Here is a 19241-nt window from a genome sequence, read left to right on the forward strand (position 1 = left end):
GGCGTGGCTTCGTCAATCACAAAACCGGGTCGGGCAGGACTTAACCCAATTCCTTGACCAGCTGCGGCACCAGTTCGAACAGGTCGCCGACGATGCCGTAGTCGGCCACGGCAAAGATCGGCGCTTCCGGATCCTTGTTGATGGCGACGATGGTTTTCGAATCCTTCATGCCGGCCAGATGCTGGATCGCGCCGGAAATACCGACGGCGATGTACAGCGACGGCGCGACGATCTTGCCGGTCTGGCCCACTTGCCAGTCGTTCGGCACGAAGCCGGCGTCGACGGCGGCGCGCGAGGCGCCCATGGCGGCGCCCAGCTTGTCGGCCAGCGGCTCGAGGATCTGGAAGTTCTCGGCCGAACCGAGGCCACGGCCGCCCGACACGATGATTTTCGCGGCGGTCAGTTCAGGACGGTCGGACTTGGCCAGCTCGCGGCCCACGAAAGCGGACTTGCCGCTGTCGGCCACGGCCGTGATGGTGTCGGTCGAGGCCGCACCGCCGGTGGCGGCGGCGGCATCGAAACCGGTGGTGCGCACGGTGATGACCTTGACCTTGTCGCCCGACTGCACGGTGGCGATCGCGTTACCGGCGTAGATCGGACGCTCGAAGGTGTCGGGCGAGTCAACCTTGGTGATTTCCGAGATCTGCGCCACGTCCAGCCTGGCGGCCACGCGCGGCAGAATGTTTTTGCCGTAGGCGGTGGCCGGCGCCAGGATATGGCTGTAGTCGCCGGCGATCGCCAGCACCTGTTCGGCCACGTTTTCGGCCAGGCCGTCGGCAAAGTATGGCGCGTCGGCCACGATGACCTTGGCCACGCCGGCGATTTGCGCGGCGGCGGCAGCGGCGGCCGAGGCGTTCGAGCCGGCGATCAGCACGTGCACGTCGCCGCCGCACTGGACGGCGGCCGTGACGGTGTGGTGGGTGCTACCTTTCAAGGTAGCGTTGTCGTGTTCAGCAATAACTAATGCGACCATGATATGTCCTGTAATTGTTCTGGAGAGGCGGCGGGCCGCTTAGATGACTTTGGCTTCGGTACGCAGCTTGGCGACCAAGGTGGCCACGTCCGGTACCTTGATGCCGGCCGAGCGCTTGGCTGGCTCCGCCACTTTCAAGGTTTTCAGGCGCGGGGTGACGTCGACGCCGAGGTCTTCCGGCTTGACGGTTTCCAGCGGCTTTTTCTTGGCCTTCATGATGTTCGGCAAGGTCACGTAGCGCGGCTCGTTCAGGCGCAAATCGGTGGTGACGATGGCCGGCAGGGTCAAGGCCAGGGTTTCCAGGCCGCCGTCGACTTCGCGCGTGACGGTGACTTTGCCGTCTTCCAGCACGACTTTCGAGGCGAAGGTGGCTTGTGGCCAACCGAGCAGCGCCGCCAGCATCTGGCCGGTCTGGTTGCTGTCGTCGTCGATCGCCTGCTTGCCCAGGATAATCAGTTGTGGCTGTTCTTTTTCGGCCAGCGATTTCACCAGCTTGGCCACGGCCAGCGGTTCGAGTTCGGTGGCGGTTTCGACCAGGATGCCGCGGTCGGCGCCGATGGCCATGGCCGTGCGCAGGGTTTCCTGGCACTGGGTCACGCCGCAGGAGATGGCGACCACTTCGGTGACCTTGCCGGCTTCTTTCAGGCGCATGGCTTCTTCGAGAGCGATCTCATCGAAGGGATTCATCGACATTTTGACGTTGGCGGTATCGACGCCAGTGCCGTCACTCTTGACGCGTACTTTGACGTTGTAGTCGACCACGCGTTTGACGGGTACCAAGACTTTCATAGCTATGCCTTTGGGAAATTATAAAAATGACGGATCAGATGCTGAGTGTGACGTCGATTATAAGAGAAATTTGAATCTCGGACCGAATTTAAGCACGATCGTGCGATTTTTAGTTAGAGCAAACCATCTAAATTGTTTGCGGTAAGGGCGAACCAGGGAATCTGGCGCTACGCTGCACGGCAGCAAAACTGCCGCGCCCACGCGCCGTGCGGCCCGCCTGTCGCGGCGGACCCGGTGAATTACTTGCGCTGCATCAGGAACACAAACTCGGTGCCCGTCTGCACATGCGACAGCAGGGCATTGCCCGTCTGCTTGGCAAAGGCCTGGAAGTCGCGCACGGAACCGGGATCGGTTGCCATGATGCGCAGCACTTCACCGCTTTGCAGCTCTGCCAATGCCTTCTTTGCTTTCAGAATCGGCAAGGGGCAATTCAGGCCCCGCGCGTCGAGTTCTTTATGAAATTCCATAATCTCGGTATCAAGTAGTGTGTCGCTCATCAATATCCCACCATTGTTTTGTTGTACTGATTTTCGACATACTACGCTAATTCACGGCCATTGACGCGCTGCACCAAAATAGTTCACCGGCTGTTGTGAGGTCACAACGAGATGCTTCAAAGCAAAACGGCCCGCCAAGCAGGTCGACGGGCCGTTTTCAGGCAGCTACGGGGCATGCACCCCGCATGGACTGTGGCTTGCGCCTTATTTCACCTTGTCGCCAACCCAGGCCGGCACGCCGGCCAGCGCGTTCGGCAAACCGCTGGCGTCGGTGCCGCCGGCCTGCGCCATATCGGGGCGTCCGCCGCCTTTGCCGCCCACTTGCTGTGCAACGAAGTTCACCAGCTCGCCCGCTTTCACGCGCGAGGTGGCGTCGGCCGTCACGCCGGCGATCAGGCTGACCTTGCCGTCCATCACGCTGGCCAGCACGATGGCGGCCGTCTTCAGCTTGTCCTTGAGCTTGTCCATCGTCTCGCGCAGGCGCGCCACGTCGGCCCCTTCGAGCACCGCCGCCAGCACCTTGATGCCGTTCACGTCGACCGCCTGGCTCACCAGTTCATCGCCCTGGCCCGAGGCCAGTTTCGATTTCAGGGCCGCCAGTTCTTTCTCCAGCGCCTTGACATGATCCTGCACCTGGCCGATACGTACGGTCAGCTCTTCCGGATTCGATTTGAGCGCCGCGGCCGCATCGAGCAGGCGGCGGTTCATGGTTTGCACCAGCGCCAGCGCGCCCTCGCCCGTCACCGCTTCGACGCGGCGGATACCGGCCGCCACGCCGCTTTCGGCGATGATCTTGAACAGGCCGATGTCGCCGGTGCGCTGCACGTGCACGCCACCGCACAGCTCTTTCGAGGTGCCGATATCGAGCACGCGCACTTCGTCGCCGTATTTCTCGCCGAACAGCGCCATCGCGCCGTGTTTCACGGCATCGTCAAACGACATGTGGTGCGACTGCACCGCGTGGTTCTCCAAAATCTCTTTGTTGACGATGGTTTCCACCGCCGCGATCTGATCAGCCGTCATCGGCGCATTGTGGCTGAAGTCGAAACGGGTTTTGTCCGGGTCGACCAGCGAACCTTTTTGCGCCACGTGGCTGCCCAGCACTTCGCGCAAGGCCTTGTGCATCAAGTGGGTGGCCGAGTGGTTGCGGATGGTGCGGCCGCGCTTGGCCGTGTCGACGTTGGCCGAAACCGTGTCGCCTACTTTCAGGGTGCCGGTGGCCAGCACGCCATGGTGACCGAACACATCGGCCTGGATCTTCAGGGTGTCGTCGACCTTGAAGGCGGCGTCGCCAGCGCTGATCACGCCCTGGTCGCCCACCTGGCCGCCCGATTCGGCGTAGAACGGCGTGGTGTCGAGCACCACGATGCCGGCCTGGCCGGCCGCCAGCTGCTGCACTTGCGTGCCAGCCGCGTACAGGGCGACGACCTTGCTGCCGAAGGTGAGCTGTTCGTAGCCGACGAATGTGTTTTTCTCGCCCGCGTATTCGACCTTGCTGTCCTTGTGCGACTTGCCGCCCTTGCGCGACAGTTCCTGGCTTTCCTTCAGGGCCGCGTCGTAGCCTTCCTGGTCGAAACTGATATTGCGTTCGCGGCAGATATCGGCCGTCAGGTCCGGCGGGAAACCATAGGTTTCGTACAGCGTAAAGGCGGTGGCGCCGTCGATGCCGGTGGCATCCTTGGCCAGCTGGGCTTCCAGCACTTTCATGCCGGTTTCCAGGGTTTCGCCGAAACGCTCTTCCTCCGCTTTCAACATGTTGGCGACGTTGACCTTGGCTTCTTCCAGCTCGGGGTAGGCGGCGCCCATCTCGATAGCCAGGTCCTCGACCAGCTTGTAGAAGAACGGCTTGGTCTGGCCCAATTTATGGCCGTGACGCAGCGCGCGGCGGATGATACGGCGCAGCACATAGGCGCGGCCTTCGCTGCCGGGAATCACGCCATCGACGATCATGAAGGCGGCGGCGCGGATATGGTCGGCGATCACGCGCAGCGACTTGTTTTCCAGGTCCGTCGCGCCGGTTTCACGCGCGGCGGCGCGGATCAGATGCTGGAACAGGTCGATCTCGTAGTTCGAATGCACGTGCTGCAGCACGGCGGCCAGGCGCTCCATGCCCATGCCGGTATCGACGCATGGTTTTGGCAGCTTGTGCATCACGCCCGCTTCGTCGCGGTTGAACTGCATGAACACCAGGTTCCAGATTTCGATGAAGCGGTCGCCGTCTTCGTCAGGCGAGCCCGGCGGGCCGCCCGGAATGTCGGCGCCGTGGTCGTAGAAGATCTCGGTGCACGGGCCGCACGGGCCGGTGTCGGCCATCTGCCAGAAGTTGTCCGACGCGTAGCGCGCGCCCTTGTTGTCGCCGATGCGGATGATGCGTTCGGTTGGGACGCCGATTTCTTTCGCCCAGATATCGTAGGCTTCGTCATCTTCGATGTAGACCGTGACGGTCAGCTTGTCGACCGGCAGGCCGTACACCTTGGTCAGCAGTTCCCACGCGAAGTGGATCGCGTCGCGCTTGAAATAGTCGCCGAAGCTGAAGTTGCCCAGCATTTCAAAGAAGGTATGGTGGCGCGCCGTGTAGCCGACGTTTTCCAGGTCGTTGTGCTTGCCGCCGGCGCGCACGCAGCGCTGCACCGAGGTGGCGCGGGTGTAAGGGCGGCTGTCCGTGCCCGTAAACACGTCCTTGAATTGCACCATGCCGCTGTTGGTCAGCAGCAAAGTCGGATCATTACCCGGCACCAGCGAGCTGGAACGGACGATGGCATGGCCCTTGGACTCGAAAAACTTGAGGAACTTGTCGCGGATTTCAGATGATTTCATGTTTTTTGGCAAAAAGTGGCGGCAGCTTGAAAGGGAAGATTATACGTGATATGGCTGCCTGCAATTAAGGCAGGCAGCGGCCTGTTGCGCGCAGGCCCCGGATATTTTTCGCTGGCGCGCGGCTCAGCCGTGGTCTGCGCAGCTGTGCGATGAAGGGCTGGCGGCAGCCGCCGCCACTTCGCCGGCCGCATTGCAGTCGGCGCAGCGGCCATACAGGGTCAGCTCGTGGCGCTCGACCACGAAGCCCTGCGGCGCCATGCGTTTCAGGTCGCCCGGGCAATCATGCACGTCGAACACGCGCTGGCAGCTGGTGCACTGGAAGTGATGGTGATGGTGATTGGCCACCGTGTTCGATTCATAGCGCGGGTTTTCACCGGGCAAGGTGACCACATGCACCTTCTCTTCCAGCACCAGCGACTTGAGGTTGCGGTACACCGTGGCGATGCCCAGCTGCGTCACCTGCAGGCTGGCTTCTTCGAGGATTTCCTGCGCCGACAGCGGGCGCCGAGCCGACTCGATGGCGGCTTGTATAGCGGTTTTTTGACGTGTTGTGCGTTCCATGACAACAGAATACACCATCCACCCGCGATCAATATAGCGCCGGGAGGTTCACACACTAATGATAATGCGATATCATTATCAAATTAACGCTTGCCCAGCCCCTGCAAACACCGCTACACGACAAGGAATTGATCCATGACCGCACCGCACTACCATCACCGCCCTACGCCGTTGACCCTGGCCCTGATGCTGGCCTTTGCCGCTCCCGCCAGCGCGCTGGCCCAGCAAGCGCCCACCTTGCCCGCCGTGACGGTGTCGGCCAGCGCCCTGTCGCTGGGCAGCGACGACATGAGCACGCCGGTGACCGTGCTCGAAGGCGATGAACTGGTGCGCGCGCGGGAAGCTACCTTGGGCGAAACCCTGGCCGGCCAGCCCGGCATCCATTCCAGCCATTTTGGCGCCGGCGCCAGCCGCCCCATTATCCGCGGCATGGACGGCCCGCGCGTGAAAGTGCTGTCCGATGGCGCCGAAGTACAGGATGCGTCCACCATCAGCCCCGACCACGCGGTAGCGTCCGAGCCGATGCTGGCCGAACAGGTCGAAGTGCTGCGCGGCCCGTCGGCGCTGGCCTATGGCGGCGGCGCCGTCGGCGGCGTGGTCAATGTGATCGACAACAAGATACCGACCCGCGTGCCGGCCAGGGGCGTCGAAGGCAGCGCGGAAGTGCGCGCCAGCTCGGGCGCGCGTGAAAAAGCCGGCGCCTTCGAAGTCACCGGCGGCTCGGGCAATGTTGCCTTCCACGCCGAAGGCGTGAAACGCGACGCGAAAGAATACAAGGTCGGCAGCGGCTGGCAAGGCGGTTCCAAAGTGGCCGGCAGCTACAACGACACCGACACCGGCAGCGTCGGCGCCGCATGGGTGGGGTCGCGCGGCTTCCTGGGCCTGGCCTTTACCAGCCAGCGCGCCGAATACGGCCTGCCCGGCCACAACCACGAATTCGAAAGCTGCCACCCGCACGGCACCCACCTGCACTGCGGCGAGCACGAGGAAGAGGAAGGCAGTGACCACGATCACGGCCACGAAGAAGGCGGCGCCGTCCCGTATGTAAAACTGAAAAGCGAGCGCTGGGACGTGCGCGGCGAACTGCGCGACCCTGTGCCCGGCTTTACCCGCTTGCGCCTGCGCGCCGCGTTTACCGATTACAGGCACGATGAAATCGAAGGTAGCGAGATCGCTACCACCTTCAAGAACAAGGGCCATGACGCGCGCCTGGAAATGGAACATATGCCGCTGGCAGGCTGGCGCGGCGTGGTCGGCCTGCAAACGACCAAGCGCGATTTTTCGGCGCTGGGCGAAGAAGCCTACGTGGCGCCAACCGTCACCAAAAAGCACGCGGCTTTTCTGGTCGAGGAATACAACCTTGCGCAGTGGCGCTTCGAAGCGGGCCTGCGCCACGAATGGCAGGATATCGATGTCGACAGCGCGACCTTGAAGGACCACAGCGCCAGCGGCACTTCCATTTCGCTGGGCGCCGTGTGGAAATTCGCGCCCCAGTATTCGCTCGGTGCTACCGCCTCGCGCACGCACCGCCTGCCCAGCGCCGAAGAGCTGTACGCCAACGGCGTGCACATGGCCACCGCCACCTATGAGCTGGGCAATGAAAACCTGGGCAAGGAAACCTCGAACAATATCGACCTGACCCTGCGCAAATACGCTGGCAACACCACCTTTTCACTGGGCGCCTACCGCAACAGGATCGACAATTATATTTTCGGCTCCACCCTGGACAGCCATGAAGGCTTCCAGCTGATCGAATACGCCCAGCGCGACGCCACCTTCACCGGCGTGGAAGGCCAGATCCGCCAGCAACTGAACCCGATCTTTGGCGCCAGCGTGTTCGGTGATTATGTGCGCGCCAGGCTGGACGATGGCGGCGGCAATCTGCCGCGCATTCCCGCCCAGCGCCTGGGCGTGAAATTCGACGCCAGCTGGCAGGCCTGGAATGGCGTGGCCGAGTTCTACCGCGTCGGCAAGCAGGACAAGGTGGCCGCCTTCGAAACGTCTACGCCTGGCTACAATATGCTGAACCTGTCGGCCAGCTACAACACCCGCATCGCCGGCACGCCGACCCAGTTCTACCTGAAGGCGAATAACCTCACGAATGAACTGGCATACAGCCACACCTCGTTCATCAAGAATGCGGCGCCTTTGATGGGGCGTAATCTGACGGCGGGGGTGAGGGTGACGTTTTAAGCCATCACCGGTACGGGCGGGATGATATCTATCCTGTCCGTACAAAACCCATCCACGCCCCACCCCAGCAACTCGTCAGCCCTTGCCTGCGTATTGACGGTATAGCAGAACACGCCATATCCCTGCGCCTTGATGGCAGCTACCTGCTCGCGGGTCAGCGGCGAGTGGTCGCAATGGATCGCTACCACGCCCAGCGCGCGGGCCTGCGCCAGCCAGTCCGGCGGCAGTTCCTCCACCAGCCAGCCACGCGCCAGCTCCGGTGCCGCCTCGCGTGCGGCCTCCAGGGCGGCGATGCTGAACGATGACAGCAAGGGCAATTGTCCGCCACCGGCAAAATGCCGGCGCGTGCGCTGCGCCACCACCGTGCCGGTCTCGACCTCGAAGCCCGGCGCCGGCTTGATTTCGATATTCATCCAGATGCCGTGCGCCTGGCAATATGCGACCACCGCATCGAACGCTGGCACGCGCTCGCCCGCAAACTGCGGGCCGAACCAGCTGCCCGCATCCATTGCCTCCAGCTGTGCGGCCGTGTAATCGGGAATCGCGCCGCTGCCGGCCACGGTGCGGCCCAGTTCCACGTCGTGCACCACGACCGGCACGCCGTCGCTGGCCAGCATGACGTCGAATTCGACGGCGCGGTAGCCGTGCTCCAGGCCGCAGCGCAGGGCGGCAATCGTGTTTTCAGGGGCCAGCGTGCCGCCGCCGCGGTGCGCCACAGTGCGTGGATAGGGCCACATGGTTGTCCTTGCTTGATTGATTGAGATAGCTGCCATCATCGCGCGCCCGCGCGGCCATGTAAAGGACGCACGGGCGCGATTGGCGCCGTGCCAGAGCTGTTTCGTCGCAGCGGCGTTGCGCTTGGCGCACGCAGCAGACACAATGCCTTATCCGATCACATGCAAACATCACACAACCACCATGTCCAGCCCGACCATTGCTCCCGCCAGCCGGCCGCGTTCACGCTACCACCGCATGCTGCACGATATCCGCTACGCGCTGGCCATCAATGTGCTGTGCGCACTGGTGATTACCTACCTGCTCAATCCGGGCAGCCATCTGGGGCAAAACCTGATCGCCTCCATGTGCATCGGCGGGATTGCCTTCGTGCTTATCGATGGTGCGCGCCTGACCTTCTGGAATCCGGGACAGCGGCCCAAGGCGCTGCCGTTTATCGCCATCATCGCGGTGTCCGTGCCGGTGGCGCAGTGGCTGGGCATGCAGATGTTTGTCTGGCTGACGAACGTCAAGGTAAAAGCCATGACCACCCTGGAGCCGGCCGAGGTGGCCGCCAACCTGGTATTTACCCTGATCGTGACAGGCGTGGCCGTACTATTTTTTTCCAGCCGCGAACGCATTTCGCGCCTGCAGACGGCGGCCGCAGAAGAAAAGGCGCGCGCCGAATCGGTGGCGCGCCAGGCCATGCAGGCGCAGCTGCAAATGCTGCAGGCGCAGATCGAACCGCACATGCTGTTCAACACCCTGGCCAACCTGCAGGGACTGATCAGCTTTGACCCGGACCGCGCCCAGCTGCTGCTCGACCAGCTGATCCAGTACCTGCGCGCCACCCTCAGTTCCTCGCGCGCCAAAGCGACCACCCTGGAGCAGGAATTCAAGCTGATGCAAGCCTACCTGGGGCTGATGGCCGTGCGCATGGGTGCGCGCCTTAACTACACGCTGGACCTGCCCGACGACCTGCGCGGCACACGGCTGGCGCCCATGCTGCTGCAGCCGCTGGTGGAAAACGCCATCCAGCATGGCCTGGAGCCGAAGATCGAAGGCGGCCATATCACCGTGCAGGCCAGCCACCAGGGTGGCCAGCTGATCCTGACGGTGGTGGACGACGGCCTGGGCCTCGATCATCCGGGCCAGACCAAGGGCATGCACAAGGGTACTCAGCTGGGCGTGACGAATATCCGCGAACGGCTGCAGGTCATGCATGGCGACAGCGCCAGCCTGTCGCTGTCCGCCAACGACGCCGGCGGCGTGACCGCCCGCCTGGCCCTTCCTTTCAACCTTCCATTGAGCAGCACACCATGACAGATACCGCCAGCACCACCGCACCCGCACGTGCCCTGATCGCCGAAGACGAACCGATACTGGCCGCCGCCCTCGCCCACGCCCTGCGCCGCCTGTGGCCGGCACTCGAGATTGTTGCCACCTGCGCCAATGGCGTGGAAGCGCTGCAGCAGGGCCTGGCCTTGCGCCCCGATATCCTGTTCCTCGACATCAAGATGCCGGGCAAGACGGGCCTGGAAGCGGCCGAAGAGCTGGCCGAACAGTGGCAGGATGGGCAGGACGGGCCGGATGGCACGCCGTTTCCGCAGATCGTGTTCGTCACCGCCTATGACGACTATGCGCTGGCGGCCTTCGAGCAGGCGGCCGCCGATTATGTGCTGAAACCCGTCAACGACGCACGCCTGGGCAAGACGGTGGAGCGTTTGCAGCAGCGGCTGCAGGCGGCAAAGCCGGCAGCCACGACCAAGACGGCAACAACGCCCGCGCCGGCCGACGACAACCTGGCCCGCCTGCTGACGCAGCTACAGGCGATGACGCCCCCTGCGCCGCGCCTGCAAATGATACGGGCGGCCGTCGGCAACAGCGTGCGCATGATCCCCATGGCCGACGTGGTGTACTTCGAAGCGCTGGACAAATACATCAACGTGGTCTGCCGCGACGGCGAAGCGCTGATACGCACCAGCCTGAAGGAACTGCTGCCGCAACTGGACCCGCAGCAGTTCTGGCAAATCCACCGCGGCACCATCGTCAACGCCGGCGCCATCGCCAGCGCCGTACGCGACGAGGCCGGCAAGCTGTCCCTGACCTTGCGCCAGCATCCGGCGCATCTGCGCGTCAGCCCGCTTTATGCCCACCTGTTCCGGCAAATGTAATCAATGCAGCTGGTGCTTGAGGTCCGACAGTTCATCGTGGACCCTGATCACCGCGTTTTTCACTTCCGGCGTCAGCTTGGGCGCCGTGCCGCAGGCGCGCTTGGCGCGGTCGCCCAAGGACTCCATATTGTCGACCGCCTGGCGGATGCGCGCATCGTCATGCGAGTCGATCGCCTGGCGCACCGATGCCTTTTGCTGGTCCAGCTGGTTGATGCAATCCTTCAGGTCCATCGGCATTTCCTGCGCGCTGCCGCACAGCTGCGCCGCCTGGCCGATCGCCTGCTCGATGGCGCCGAAGCGCCGTGCCACTTCGTTTGCTTGCAACATGATCTCTGCTCCCCAATGATATAGACGTTGGATCATGACGGCGCCGGACAGTTCCAGCGGCAACGCAATTCACTTCAAATTTCCGCAAGGAATTATTTGTAAGGACCTGTGACATTTCAGATAATTATCAAGTGACTCAGATACATTGGCTCACTTCTTTAACCAAGCTGATCATGACGCCATCGACACTGTCCCGCCACGCGCCCAGCCTGTTGCTGGTGGCCCTGCTGCATCTGCTGGCGATTTATCTCTTCCTGCAATCGAAGCCCCGGCCCGTGACGGAGACTCCTGGTCCACAGGGGCCGCGCATACAGTGGTTACGTACATCGGCGCCCAAGGCAGTACCTGCGCCAGCCCGTCCCGCCGTCAAGCCTGAAGCGTACCGGGTCTTTCGGCGGCCGTCAGCAGGCTTGCCGCGCCAGACCGTCGCGGCGCCCATGACCGAGCCAGCGCCGGCAGCAACGACCATAGCCGACATCGCGGCAGAAGCAGCACCACCAGCCTTGGCGAGACCGACTGCGGCCGATATCCTGGCGCAGGCCAGGCGCGACGTGGGCCAGATTGACAAGGATTTACGCAAGGAGTTCCCACAGCAAGGTGGACAGAAATTCGACGATACAGCTTTCAAGCGCATGCAGCAGGGCTTTGCCGATGCCTACGCGGCCGTGCCGCCAAAATGGTATGAGGCGTCAAGAATCGAGGAAATCGGCGCGAATGCGGCCAGGGGCAGCCACACATACAAGATCACCAGCGCGCTGGGCACCCTGTGCGTGACCACGGGCGCTGGCAAGAATGGAGAAACGATGATAGGCAATTGTCCCAAATAGCCGCCTCAACCCGCCGCTTCGCGCGCGCCCAGCGGCTGCAAATGGCGCAGCTTCAGGGCGATCAGCACGCCGCCCCCGAGACAAACACCGAGCATGGCCACCACGCCGGTCCAGCCGTCGAAGCCCCACATCATGCCCGAGGCGGAACCGATCAGGCTCGAACCCAGATAATAGAACAGCAAATAGAAGGCCGAGGCCAGCGCCTGCGGCGCGCGGGCGCGGCGGCTGACCCAGCTGCTGGCGATCGAGTGCGAGGCAAAGAAGCCGAAGGTGGCCAGCGCCATACCGATCACGATCAGCGGCAGCGAGTCGAACAGGGTCAGCAAGATACCGCTCAGCATGATGGACAGCATGATCCACAACACGCCGCGCCGGCCCAGCCGGTCCACCAGGCGGCCGGCCCAGACGGAGCTGAAAATACCGATCAGATACAAGAATGCCAGCAGGCCGACCGTGCTCTGGCGCAAGCCGAACGGCGCGGTCAGCAGGCGGTAGCCGATATAGTTATACAGGCTGACAAAGCAGCCCATCAGCAAGAACGCCAGGCAGAACAGCCACGGCAGGCCGCGGTCGGAAAAATGCTGCTGGACGGCATGCGGCAGCGCCTGCCAGCCGCGTGTCGAAGGCACGAAGTTTTTCGATGCCGGCAGGCTGCGCCAGAATTCCGCCGCCGCCAGCAGGCCGGCCACGCCCAGCACGCCCAGCGCCCAGCGCCACGACAAAAAGTCGCTGAGCATGGCCGCGATCAGCCGCCCCGACATGCCGCCAAAGGCGCTGCCGGCAATATACAAGCCCATCGACAAGCCCAGCGACGGGCCTTCGATTTCCTCGCCCAGATAGGCCATGGCGACGGCCGGCATGCCGCCAAGCGCGATGCCGAGCGCGGCCCGCAGCGCCAGCAGCTGCGCATAGTCCTGCGCGAACGCCGACAACACCGTCAATAGGGCGGCCGAAAACATCGACGCCACCATCAGCGGTTTGCGGCCCACGCGGTCCGACACGGCGCTCAGCAGCACCAGCGAGATGGCCAGCAGGCCGCTCGACACCGACAGCGACCAGCTGCTTTGCGCCGGCGTCAGATGAAACTGCTGCGACAGCAGCGGGAACAAAGGCTGGATGCAGTACAGCAGGCTGAAGGTGGAAAAGCCGCCGAAAAACAGCGCGCGGTTGCTGCGCTTGAATGCGGCCGTGCCCTTGGCGATCGCCGCTCGCGCGGCAGGAGCGGCAGGAGAAACAGTGTTGGCGGAGGCGGCAAAGGCCAGCGATGCATCGGACATGACGGTATATGGAGACAGGCGAGAATTCATCATAGGATTGCCAACTCATATCGTCCAATATATATTTCAGTGCCAACTCATACTTTAAAACGATTACTGGACTAGTCATGGAATTGCGCCACCTGCGTTATTTTGTCGCCGTCGCCGAGGAGCTGCACTTCACGCGCGCGGCCGAGCGCCTGCATATCGGCCAGCCGCCGCTGAGCCAGCAGATCCAGGCACTGGAGGCCGACGTGGGTGCGCAGCTGTTCGAGCGCAACAAGCGCTCGGTGCGGCTGACGGAAGCGGGCCGGCTGTTCCTGGACGATGCGCGCCGCATCCTGGCGCTGTCGGAACAGGCCGGCGCGACGGCGCGCCGGGCCCAGCGCGGCGAAGCGGGAGAATTGCGTATCGGCTTTACGTTTTCCACGCCGTTTACGCCTTATTTTGCCACCGTCATCAACCGCTACCGCCAGCTGTTTCCGCACGTGACATTGACCCTGCACGAGATGGCGACCCTGCATCAACTGGAGGCGATTTCCGCGCGCAGCATGGACCTCGGTTTCGTGCGCCCGCCCGAGCTGGCCTATCCCGGCGACATCAAGCTCACGCAGCTGCGCCAGGACCCGCTGTTCCTGGTGCTGCCGGTGGCGCACCGGCTGGCGGCCCAGGCCTCGATTGCGATTGCCGACATGGCCGGCGAAGGCTTCGTGATGTACCCGAAGGACGCCGGCACCGGCATCTATCCGCAGATTTTTCGCCTCTGCAAGGCGGCCGGTTTCGTGCCGACCGTGGCGCAGGAAGCGGGCGAGGCGTCGACCATTATCGGCCTGGTGGCAGCCGGCTGCGGCATCTCGGTGCTGCCGTCCTCGTTTGACCGCATCCGCATGGACGGCGTGTGCTACCGGCCCATCGCCGATCCGCAGGCGACCACCAGTTTGCTGCTGGCGCAGCGCCAGGAAGAGACCTCGCCGATGGTGGCGGCGTTTGTCAAACTGGCGGAAGAAGCGGCGCCGCAAGGCGGTGCCTAACCGACCTCATGCAAGGCAATCCGCCGCTGCCCCACCGCCCGCGCAATCTGCGCATCATGCGTCACCAGCAGCACCGCGCAGCCGCTCTCCCCGGCCACTTCCAGCAGCAGGTTCAAGGTCTGCTGCTGGGTGATGGGATCGAGCCGCGAGGTCGGTTCGTCGGCGAAGATCAGGGCGGGTTTGAGCAGCAGCACGCGCGCCAGCGCAAAGCGCTGCAGTTCGCCGCCCGAGACCTGTGACGGCAGCCGGTCCAGCAACGTTTCAGCCAATCGCAGGCGCGCCAGCAGCGGCGCCATGTCTTCCCATTGCAAGCCATGCAGCGCCAGCACATCGCGCAGCGCGGCGCGCAAGGTCAACGTGGGCGCAAAGGCCGCCGCCGGGTCCTGGTACAGCTTTTGAAACGCCGTGCGCGGCAAGCCGGCAGCGCGGGTGACCGTGCCCGCATCGGGCCGCAACAGTCCCAGCAGCAGATTGCCAAACGTGGTCTTGCCAGCGCCGCTGTCGCCCGTCACCGCCACCACTTCGCCACGCCGGATGTCGGTAGTGATACCGTCGAACAGCCGGTGCTTGCCGAAGGACTTGGCCACGTTATCTACCTGCGCAACGACTTCGCCCGGCGCCTGCAAGGCGGACCGCACGGGCCAGTTGGCCGGATCGGCCGCCAGCAGCGCGCGCGTATAAGCGTGTGCTGGCCGCGACAACAATTGCGATGACGCACCGTGTTCGATGACACAGCCATCCAGCATCACGGCCGTGTCACCGCCCAGCGCGCGCGCCAGCGCCACATCGTGGGTAATGCACAGCACCGCCATGCCATCGCCTTGCGCGGCGCGCAGCATGGCCAGCATCTCGTCGCGCTTGCCGCTGTCGAGACCCTTGGTCGGCTCATCGACAATCAGCAGTTTTGCGCCGGCCGCGTGGGTGGCCAAAAACGCCACGCGCTGGGCCATGCCGCCCGAGATCTGGTGCGGATACAGCCGCGCCGCGTGCCGCAGGCCCAATTGATCGAGGTCGCGCAGCGCCGCTGCGCCTGCCTGGTCAGCGGTCTTGCCGGCCACCAGTTCATGGGTTTCCGCGATCTGATGCAGCACGCGCATGGTCGGGTCCAGCGCCAGCCACGGTTCCTGCGGCAGCAGCGCCACCGCCCTGCCCCACAGGCGCTGGCGCGAACGCTGGTCGGCCGCATCGAAACGTTCACCGCCGATGCCGATGGCGCCTTCGGCGCGCAGGCCTGATACAAGTGTGCCCATGATGGCTTGCGCCAGCAGCGACTTGCCGGAACCGCTTTCACCGAGCAAGGTCAACACGCCGCCGTTGGCGACGCGCAGCTTGACACCATCGACAATCGCCTTGCCACTGGCGGCGTCAAACACGCGCAGGCCCGCCACATCGAGGAAAAACTCACTCATGGATGTCACCGATCAGCATCAGTCCCAGCATGGTGAAAAACAGCAGCGCCACCGGCGCGCCCACCAGCCAGGGCGCTTCGCTGTAATACGGCAGCAGTTCGATCATCATCACCCCCAGTTCGGGCGTGGGCGGCTGCAGGCCGACGCCGATAAAGCCCAGCGCCGCCATCGCCAGCACGGCGCCGCCCAGGCCGAAGCGCATCAGGGTGGCCAGGCGCGGCAGCAACACCGGCGCCAGGTGGCGGCGCACGATATACAGCGTACCAAAGCCCAGCAGGCGTGACGCTTCGACCTGCGGACCGGCCAGGAGCAGCACGCTAGCGCTGCGCGTGACGCGAAAATACTCGACCCACAGCGCCAGCGAAATGCCCACATACAGCGGCCAGAACTGGCCCGGCGCAAACGCGGCCAGCAGCAGCACCAGCAACAGGCCCGGCAAGGCCAGCACGGCGTCGGCAAAGGCGCTCAAGCCACGCTCGAACCAGCCGCCGCGCCAGGCCGCCAGCACCCCCAGCACGGTGCCCGGCACGGCCGCGCTCAACACGCTCAATACCGCCATCGCCAGCGACAGCTGCGCGCCATGGGCCAGGCGCGAGAGCATGCTGCGGCCCAAATGATCGAGGCCCAGCGGATGGGCCAGGCTGGGCGCTTCGAGGAAGCGCGACAGGGTCTGGCTGGCCGGGTCGATGCCGACCAGCGCCGGGCCAAACAGGGCAAAGCCGGCAATCGCCAGCAGCAGCACCACGCCAAATCGCCTCATGCGCGCCTCGCGCGCGGGTCGAGCGCGGCGCAGGTCAGATCGACCAGGCAGTTGAACAGCACGAACAGCAATCCCAGCACCAGCGCCGTGCCCTGGATCATGGTCACGTCGCGCGCGAAGATGGCGTGCACCAGCGCGTGGCCGATGCCGGGCCAGGCAAAGATGGTCTCCACCAGCACCACGCCTTCGACCAGGTACACCAGTTGCACCGCCGTATAGGCCACCACCGGCGTGGCCACATTGCGCGCGCCATGGCGCAGCAGGGCGTCACTGGCGCGCAGGCCTTTGCTCAGTGCAAACGCATAGTAAGCCGAGGCTCTGACATCCTGCATGGCGTCGCGCGCTACCCGCGACGACACGGCCGCCAGGCCCAGCGCCAGGGTCAGCGCCGGCAGCAGCAAGCTGCCATGGCCGGCGTGGCCGGCGGCCGGCAGCGCCTGCAGTTGCACGGCAAACGCCAGCACCAGCAGCAGCGCCAGCACGAACGGCGGCAAGGCGCGCAGCAGCACCGACAACAGCAGGTTGACCCGGTCGAACCAGCCGCCGGGACGCAAGCCGGCCAGCACACCCGGCAAAGGCCCCAGGGGCAGCGACAACAGCACCGCCATCAATGACAGGCGCAGGGTCTGGCCCAGCTGCAAACGGATTTCATCGATGACCGGTTGCGCGGTGACCAGCGACACGCCCAGGTCGAAGCGCAGCAGCCTGCCCCACCAGTCGGCCAGGGCAGCCAGGGGCGCGCGGTCCAGTCCCAGCTCGATGCGCACCGCCTGCGCGGCGGCCGCGTCGACCATCTCGTAGCCATAACGGCCGGCGGCGATGCGGTACGCCGTGTCGCCGGGCAGCATGCGCGTCATGAAGAAGCACAGCGTGCCCACCAGCAGCGCCACCAGCAGCGCCTGTATCAAGGCTTTGGATATCGTCTTCATGCGGCCTTCCAGGTCAAGGCTGAAATACGGTAGCTGCGCTCGAACGGGTCGATGCTGGCGCCGGCCACCCGGCGCGAGACGGCCATGGTCTGGCGATACCAGACGACGGGGATTACAGGCAGGCCCTGCTGCAGTTCGCGCGCGATGTCGGCGCGCAGGGTGGCCGCTTGCGCGCTGCCGGCCGGCACGCCGCCATTCGACAGCCGTACCAGCGCATCGGTCAAGGGCGCGCTGTGCCAGCCCATCGCGCCCCAGTCGCCGCCTTCCACGCCGTAATCGTCGGCCAGGGTGGCGACCGGATCGGGCAGGCTGCCGAAATTGCGCGCGACCAGACCGATCTGCAGTGCGCCGCTGCGGTGGCCGGCCGGGATATCGCTGGAGTTGCCCACCACGACTTTCACGGCGATGCCGACCTGGCGCAGTTCTTCCTGCACCGCCGTGGCGATCAGCGGCAGCTCGGGGCGGTCGACAAAGGTGGTCAGGTTGACTTCGAAGCGCCGGCCATCGCGCCGCACGATGCCGTCGGCGCCCGGTACAAAGCCGGCCTGGCGCAGCAATGCGCGCGCCGCCGCCGGGTCGCCGCGCAAGGGCGCCAGCGCCGGCTGGTGCCACAAGGCCATCGCCGGCGGAAACAGCTGGCCCGCGCCCAGGTCATCGTCGCGCAGCAGCGCGCGGGCAATGCCGGGACGGTCCAGCGCCAGGCTGACGGCGCGCCGCACGCGCACGTCGTTCAGCAAAGGATGGCCGGCGTTCAGCTTCAGGAAGGTGGTGCGCGGCAGGGGCGCGGCCACCAGCCGCACCTCGCGCCGGCCCTGCAGGCGGCGGATGCTGGGCGGGTCGAGCGAAAAAGCCAGGTCGGCCTGGCCGCTTTGCACCATCAGGGTCCGCGTTTCGGCGCGCGAGACGCTGATATAGCGCGCGCGCCGCACGGCAGGCGGCTCGCCGCGCCACCGCTCGAAAAACGCCACCTCGAACTGCTGCGGCAGCGAGATGGACGTGATTTGATAGGGGCCGCTGCCGACGATGCGCAGCACGCGCCCATCGGTGCCATAGGACGACGGCGCGAGGATCTGCGTGCCGGAATGGGTAAACAAAAAGGGCAGCGGCGCATATGGCTGCGCCAGGGTGACAAGAATGGCGCCGCGCGACACCGCCATGCTGCGGATGCGCGCCAGGCGCAGCACACCGGGCGCGGCCGCCGCGCGTTTCAGCGACGCCAGCACGGTGCCGGCCGTCACCGGCGAACCATCGTGGAACAAGCGGCCCTGCGCGACAAAGAAGCGCCATTCCAGGCCGTCGTTCGACACTTCCCACGCGCTGGCCACGGCCGGCAGCAAGCGGCCCTGGTCATCGGCGTCGAGCAGGGTCTGCGTCACTTCCATGCGGGTAAACATATAGCCGCCACGCGAAGGCTCCAGCCCCGTCAGCTCCCACGGCCCGACCACGGTCAAGGTATCGCGGCTGGCCGGAGCAACGGCCGCGTGTTCGCTCAGCGGGCCATCATGCGCGCGTGCCTGCGGCAGCACCAGGGCGGCGCCGGCCGCCAGCAGTGCGGACAAGCGCAGCAGCGCCTGTCGCCTGTCGTGTTCTGTCATAGAATGAAGTCCCTGATAGTTGATACGAACGGAGCGAGCGCATGATCTTTGTTTTTCACCTGACCGACAAGCCCGACAGCGGCCAACTCCGCACCAGTGTGCGGCCCGAACACAAGGCCTACCTGGGCCTGCAGGCCGAACGCATGGCCTTTGCGGGACCATTGACCAGCGACGACGGCGCGACCATGATCGGCAGCCTGCTGGCCATCGATTTCCCCGACCGCGCCGCCGCCGAAAGCTGGCTGGCCAACGAGCCATTTACCAGGGCGGGATTGTATGGCGCGGTGAGCATCCACGCCTTTAATAATCTGTGGCCGCAGAAGGTGGGGTTTCCCGCGTGATCTGATATACGTCGGTGTCGGCTTACGCTGCGCTAAGCCGACCTACGA

Annotated in this window: 18 protein-coding genes; 6 read left to right on the forward strand and 12 right to left on the reverse strand. The window is 64.7% G+C overall.

Translation table 11 applies throughout. The annotated features are described in order from the left end of the window. Nucleotides 1-40: 40 nt before the first annotated feature. From ASR47_RS12400 to ASR47_RS12420, 5 genes are all read right to left on the reverse strand, one after another. Entirely contained in the window at nucleotides 41-973 is a 933-nt protein-coding gene (locus ASR47_RS12400; RefSeq protein ID WP_065308089.1) for an electron transfer flavoprotein subunit alpha/FixB family protein, read from the reverse strand. 39 nt (nucleotides 974-1012) lie between these two features. Next, complete coding sequence (locus tag ASR47_RS12405; RefSeq protein ID WP_065308090.1) at nucleotides 1013-1762, reverse strand: electron transfer flavoprotein subunit beta/FixA family protein; 750 nt, start codon at nucleotides 1760-1762, stop codon at nucleotides 1013-1015. Between the two features lie 239 nt (nucleotides 1763-2001). Then, nucleotides 2002-2259 (reverse strand): sulfurtransferase TusA family protein, encoded by a 258-nt coding sequence (locus ASR47_RS12410; protein WP_245714338.1) that lies wholly within the window; start codon nucleotides 2257-2259, stop codon nucleotides 2002-2004. A gap of 204 nt (nucleotides 2260-2463) precedes the next feature. Beyond that, the gene (gene alaS, locus ASR47_RS12415; protein WP_065308092.1) at nucleotides 2464-5076 is read right to left on the reverse strand and encodes an alanine--tRNA ligase; all 2613 of its coding nucleotides are present in this window, start codon (nucleotides 5074-5076) and stop codon (nucleotides 2464-2466) included. Between the two features lie 123 nt (nucleotides 5077-5199). Further along, the gene (locus ASR47_RS12420) at nucleotides 5200-5637 is read right to left on the reverse strand and encodes a Fur family transcriptional regulator (protein ID WP_065308093.1); all 438 of its coding nucleotides are present in this window, start codon (nucleotides 5635-5637) and stop codon (nucleotides 5200-5202) included. A gap of 135 nt (nucleotides 5638-5772) precedes the next feature. Here ASR47_RS12420 and ASR47_RS12425 point away from each other — a divergent pair, with 135 nt between their 5' ends. Continuing rightward, nucleotides 5773-7830, forward strand: a complete 2058-nt coding sequence (locus ASR47_RS12425; RefSeq protein ID WP_425402732.1) for a TonB-dependent receptor domain-containing protein — start codon at nucleotides 5773-5775, stop codon at nucleotides 7828-7830. On the opposite strand, the gene ugpQ is transcribed toward ASR47_RS12425, so the two are convergent. After that, the gene (gene ugpQ, locus ASR47_RS12430; RefSeq protein WP_065308094.1) at nucleotides 7827-8567 is read right to left on the reverse strand and encodes a glycerophosphodiester phosphodiesterase; all 741 of its coding nucleotides are present in this window, start codon (nucleotides 8565-8567) and stop codon (nucleotides 7827-7829) included. The genes ASR47_RS12425 and ugpQ overlap by 4 nt on opposite strands. 181 nt (nucleotides 8568-8748) lie before the next feature. Here ugpQ and ASR47_RS12435 point away from each other — a divergent pair, with 181 nt between their 5' ends. Together ASR47_RS12435 and ASR47_RS12440 are read left to right on the forward strand one after the other, a co-directional pair. After that, the gene (locus ASR47_RS12435) at nucleotides 8749-9867 is read left to right on the forward strand and encodes a sensor histidine kinase (protein WP_065308095.1); all 1119 of its coding nucleotides are present in this window, start codon (nucleotides 8749-8751) and stop codon (nucleotides 9865-9867) included. Further along, nucleotides 9864-10718, forward strand: coding sequence for a LytR/AlgR family response regulator transcription factor (locus ASR47_RS12440; protein ID WP_065308096.1), 855 nt, complete (start codon nucleotides 9864-9866; stop codon nucleotides 10716-10718). The genes ASR47_RS12435 and ASR47_RS12440 overlap by 4 nt, the downstream gene beginning before the upstream one ends. Here ASR47_RS12440 and ASR47_RS12445 read toward each other — a convergent pair whose 3' ends face one another. Then, complete coding sequence (locus ASR47_RS12445) at nucleotides 10719-11045, reverse strand: hypothetical protein (RefSeq protein WP_065308097.1); 327 nt, start codon at nucleotides 11043-11045, stop codon at nucleotides 10719-10721. A gap of 503 nt (nucleotides 11046-11548) precedes the next feature. Here ASR47_RS12445 and ASR47_RS12450 point away from each other — a divergent pair. Then, on the forward strand, nucleotides 11549-11872 hold the full coding sequence (locus tag ASR47_RS12450; protein ID WP_150127783.1) for a hypothetical protein: 324 nt from the start codon (nucleotides 11549-11551) through the stop codon (nucleotides 11870-11872). 5 nt (nucleotides 11873-11877) lie between these two features. Here the strand turns inward: ASR47_RS12450 and ASR47_RS12455 are convergent, their stop codons facing one another. Next, nucleotides 11878-13149, reverse strand: a complete 1272-nt coding sequence (locus ASR47_RS12455) for an MFS transporter (protein WP_065308099.1) — start codon at nucleotides 13147-13149, stop codon at nucleotides 11878-11880. 107 nt (nucleotides 13150-13256) lie between these two features. On the opposite strand from ASR47_RS12455, the gene ASR47_RS12460 reads away from it, so the two are divergent. Continuing rightward, nucleotides 13257-14159: a LysR substrate-binding domain-containing protein gene (locus ASR47_RS12460; protein WP_065308100.1), complete on the forward strand. Its 903-nt coding sequence runs from the start codon at nucleotides 13257-13259 to the stop codon at nucleotides 14157-14159. Here ASR47_RS12460 and ASR47_RS12465 read toward each other — a convergent pair. From ASR47_RS12465 to ASR47_RS12480, 4 genes are read right to left on the reverse strand one after another with little or no spacing between them, the layout of a single operon-like run. Next, nucleotides 14156-15568 (reverse strand): ABC transporter ATP-binding protein, encoded by a 1413-nt coding sequence (locus ASR47_RS12465; protein ID WP_065308101.1) that lies wholly within the window; start codon nucleotides 15566-15568, stop codon nucleotides 14156-14158. The two genes, ASR47_RS12460 and ASR47_RS12465, sit on opposite strands and share 4 nt — an antisense overlap. After that, complete coding sequence (locus tag ASR47_RS12470; protein ID WP_065308102.1) at nucleotides 15561-16328, reverse strand: ABC transporter permease; 768 nt, start codon at nucleotides 16326-16328, stop codon at nucleotides 15561-15563. The genes ASR47_RS12465 and ASR47_RS12470 overlap by 8 nt, the downstream gene beginning before the upstream one ends. After that, entirely contained in the window at nucleotides 16325-17257 is a 933-nt protein-coding gene (locus ASR47_RS12475; protein WP_065308103.1) for an ABC transporter permease, read from the reverse strand. Before ASR47_RS12475 ends, ASR47_RS12470 begins: the two co-directional genes overlap by 4 nt. Next, nucleotides 17254-18852 carry an ABC transporter substrate-binding protein gene (locus ASR47_RS12480; protein ID WP_065308104.1) on the reverse strand — a complete coding sequence of 533 codons (1599 nt, stop codon included), beginning with the start codon at nucleotides 18850-18852 and terminating at the stop codon, nucleotides 17254-17256. The genes ASR47_RS12475 and ASR47_RS12480 overlap by 4 nt, the downstream gene beginning before the upstream one ends. Before the next feature lie 41 nt (nucleotides 18853-18893). Between ASR47_RS12480 and ASR47_RS12485 the strand changes: the two genes are divergently transcribed. Then, the gene (locus tag ASR47_RS12485) at nucleotides 18894-19193 is read left to right on the forward strand and encodes a YciI family protein (protein ID WP_065308105.1); all 300 of its coding nucleotides are present in this window, start codon (nucleotides 18894-18896) and stop codon (nucleotides 19191-19193) included. Nucleotides 19194-19241 lie beyond the last annotated feature (48 nt).

Source organism: Janthinobacterium psychrotolerans (assembly GCF_001677885.1).
Lineage (GTDB): Bacteria > Pseudomonadota > Gammaproteobacteria > Burkholderiales > Burkholderiaceae_D > Janthinobacterium > Janthinobacterium psychrotolerans.

Coding starts and splice junctions, on each gene's coding strand:
- ASR47_RS12400 (WP_065308089.1), bottom strand. CDS start 973: ATGGTCGCATTAGTTATTGCTGAACACGACAACGCTACCTTGAAAGGT.
- ASR47_RS12405 (WP_065308090.1), bottom strand. CDS start 1,762: ATGAAAGTCTTGGTACCCGTCAAACGCGTGGTCGACTACAACGTCAAA.
- ASR47_RS12410 (WP_245714338.1), bottom strand. CDS start 2,259: ATGAGCGACACACTACTTGATACCGAGATTATGGAATTTCATAAAGAA.
- alaS (WP_065308092.1), bottom strand. CDS start 5,076: ATGAAATCATCTGAAATCCGCGACAAGTTCCTCAAGTTTTTCGAGTCC.
- ASR47_RS12420 (WP_065308093.1), bottom strand. CDS start 5,637: ATGGAACGCACAACACGTCAAAAAACCGCTATACAAGCCGCCATCGAG.
- ASR47_RS12425 (WP_425402732.1), top strand. CDS start 5,773: ATGACCGCACCGCACTACCATCACCGCCCTACGCCGTTGACCCTGGCC.
- ugpQ (WP_065308094.1), bottom strand. CDS start 8,567: ATGTGGCCCTATCCACGCACTGTGGCGCACCGCGGCGGCGGCACGCTG.
- ASR47_RS12435 (WP_065308095.1), top strand. CDS start 8,749: ATGTCCAGCCCGACCATTGCTCCCGCCAGCCGGCCGCGTTCACGCTAC.
- ASR47_RS12440 (WP_065308096.1), top strand. CDS start 9,864: ATGACAGATACCGCCAGCACCACCGCACCCGCACGTGCCCTGATCGCC.
- ASR47_RS12445 (WP_065308097.1), bottom strand. CDS start 11,045: ATGTTGCAAGCAAACGAAGTGGCACGGCGCTTCGGCGCCATCGAGCAG.
- ASR47_RS12455 (WP_065308099.1), bottom strand. CDS start 13,149: ATGTCCGATGCATCGCTGGCCTTTGCCGCCTCCGCCAACACTGTTTCT.
- ASR47_RS12460 (WP_065308100.1), top strand. CDS start 13,257: ATGGAATTGCGCCACCTGCGTTATTTTGTCGCCGTCGCCGAGGAGCTG.
- ASR47_RS12465 (WP_065308101.1), bottom strand. CDS start 15,568: ATGAGTGAGTTTTTCCTCGATGTGGCGGGCCTGCGCGTGTTTGACGCC.
- ASR47_RS12470 (WP_065308102.1), bottom strand. CDS start 16,328: ATGAGGCGATTTGGCGTGGTGCTGCTGCTGGCGATTGCCGGCTTTGCC.
- ASR47_RS12475 (WP_065308103.1), bottom strand. CDS start 17,257: ATGAAGACGATATCCAAAGCCTTGATACAGGCGCTGCTGGTGGCGCTG.
- ASR47_RS12480 (WP_065308104.1), bottom strand. CDS start 18,852: ATGACAGAACACGACAGGCGACAGGCGCTGCTGCGCTTGTCCGCACTG.
- ASR47_RS12485 (WP_065308105.1), top strand. CDS start 18,894: ATGATCTTTGTTTTTCACCTGACCGACAAGCCCGACAGCGGCCAACTC.